The following is a 1727-nucleotide window of genomic DNA, read 5'->3' as shown; positions in this document are numbered from 1 at the left end:
CCGTCGGCGGCGGCGGAGCGGCTTCTGGAGATAATCGATCATGACCGTCCTTCGCATCGTCGTCCTCTTCGCCCTGGCAGCCCTCGCGGAGATCGGCGGCTCCTGGCTGATCTGGCAGTCGGTGCGCGAGGGGAGGTCCTGGTGGCTCGCCGGGCTGGGTGTGCTCGCCCTCGGCGCCTACGGCTTCGTCGCCACGCTGCAGCCGGAGGCGAGCTTCGGACGCATCCTCGCGGCATACGGGGGCGTGTTCGTCGCCGGTGCCCTCGTCTGGGGTGTGCTCGTCGATCGATTCAAACCCGACCGCTGGGACGTCGTCGGCGCGATCATCTGCCTGCTCGGAGTCGCCGTCATCATGTTCGCGCCCCACGCGCGCCAGGGCGCCTGAGCGCATCCGCCTCGTCGCGTTTGAGAGCGCGAGCGGTGCCGGCCATGGTGACCACGACGTTGCCGACGCACAGCCCCGCGGCGACGACCACGAGCACCCAGAACACCAGCACGGGCCAGTCCAACAGCTCGCGCAGCTCCCAGGTCTCCTTGAGCGCGAGGAGGAAGGCCCCGGAGGCGACGATGAGCCAGCCCCTCGCCTTGTTGAGGAAGGCGACGGTCTGGGCGAGCTGCTCGGGAGAGAGGACCTCGACGACCGAGCGACGGTAGGCCATCGACCTGCGGCGCTGGACGACGTAGGCCACCGGTGGAAGCAACCACCACCACAGGGACAGCTTCGGCGGGACGGGAACGGTCGAGGCCGCCGCCTCGATCTGCTCCCGGTCGATCTCCTGTTCCCGCAGTTCGAGCGCGGCCTGGTAGAGCGGGCCGGCGACGAGCAGCCAGCCGCCGAGAAATCCGCAGAACGCGATCACGTAGTCCATGGGGGTCACCTCCTGACCAGAGCGTATCCGTTGGCGGGCTCAGCGGTCAGAGCGCCGCGACGGTCGCCTCTGCATCCCGCGTGAGCAGGTACATGGCCCCCGAGCCGCCCGGGATGAGATCGAAACCGAATGGGCGATAGAAGTCCTCGGCTCGAGCGTTCACGGTCTCGACGATGACGGCGCGGGACCCGATGAGGCGCGACGCCTCGATTGCCTTGGTGACCGCGTCTTTGAGGAGGGAAACACCCAGACCGTTCCTGGCGAACCTGCGGTCGACGGCGAGGCGTCCGATCAGGACAACGGGGATGGGATCAGGCATGTTCCTCCGGAGCCGCGGCGCCGCCTCGCCCCGCACCAGAGCGCTCGCGGAGAGGCAGTAGTAGCCCGCGACCACACCCGACTCGCGCTCGATGCTGACAAAGGTGCGCGATGCACCCGCTTTCTCGTTCGTGACCGCCCGAGACCTGAGCCAGTCGTTCAGCGTCGTCTCCCCGCAGTCGAATTCGGCGCATACGTCCGACTCGGCAATCGCGCGAGGGCGCGCGAAGAGGGTCACTCGGCGAAGACGGACGGGCGCCGAAGCAGATCCGCCAGGCCGTCGATCGGCCTCGCCGGCTGATCCAGAAGGTCGTTGAACGCATCCCAGGCCTCTCGCGAGAGGTGAAGCTCGCGCGCCTGCCGAATCACGTCATTCGCCCGCTCCACCAGAAGGGGCACGGAGAAATCCGTCACGGACCGACCGGACAGGGCCGCGGCCTGTTCGATTTCGCTCTTCTGTTCGCCGGTCAGGCGTAATTCGATCCTGGTGTTCTTGGTTGCCATGCTCATTGCTCGATTGTACGGCAATCTCCCGTACAA

Annotated in this window: 4 protein-coding genes; 1 reads left to right on the top strand and 3 read right to left on the bottom strand. The window is 67.5% G+C overall.

The window, feature by feature from the left end:
• Nucleotides 1-40: 40 nt before the first annotated feature.
• Nucleotides 41-385 (top strand): YnfA family protein, encoded by a 345-nt coding sequence (locus VGC18_RS13110; protein ID WP_331098100.1) that lies wholly within the window; start codon nucleotides 41-43, stop codon nucleotides 383-385.
• Here VGC18_RS13110 and VGC18_RS13105 read toward each other — a convergent pair.
• The 3 genes from VGC18_RS13105 to VGC18_RS13095 all read right to left on the bottom strand — a co-directional run.
• Complete coding sequence (locus VGC18_RS13105) at nucleotides 351-869, bottom strand: hypothetical protein (RefSeq protein WP_331098098.1); 519 nt, start codon at nucleotides 867-869, stop codon at nucleotides 351-353. The genes VGC18_RS13110 and VGC18_RS13105 overlap by 35 nt on opposite strands.
• A 46-nt stretch (nucleotides 870-915) precedes the next feature.
• The gene (locus VGC18_RS13100) at nucleotides 916-1425 is read right to left on the bottom strand and encodes a GNAT family N-acetyltransferase (protein ID WP_331098095.1); all 510 of its coding nucleotides are present in this window, start codon (nucleotides 1423-1425) and stop codon (nucleotides 916-918) included.
• A partial coding sequence (locus VGC18_RS13095; protein ID WP_331098093.1) for a DUF1778 domain-containing protein occupies nucleotides 1422-1727 on the bottom strand: 306 nt, incomplete at its 5' end. The genes VGC18_RS13100 and VGC18_RS13095, both read right to left, overlap by 4 nt.

The sequence above is a fragment of the Lacisediminihabitans sp. genome (assembly GCF_036404185.1).
Classification (GTDB): Bacteria; Actinomycetota; Actinomycetes; order Actinomycetales; family Microbacteriaceae; genus Lacisediminihabitans.
This window is presented reverse-complemented; position numbering and strand designations above follow the sequence as displayed.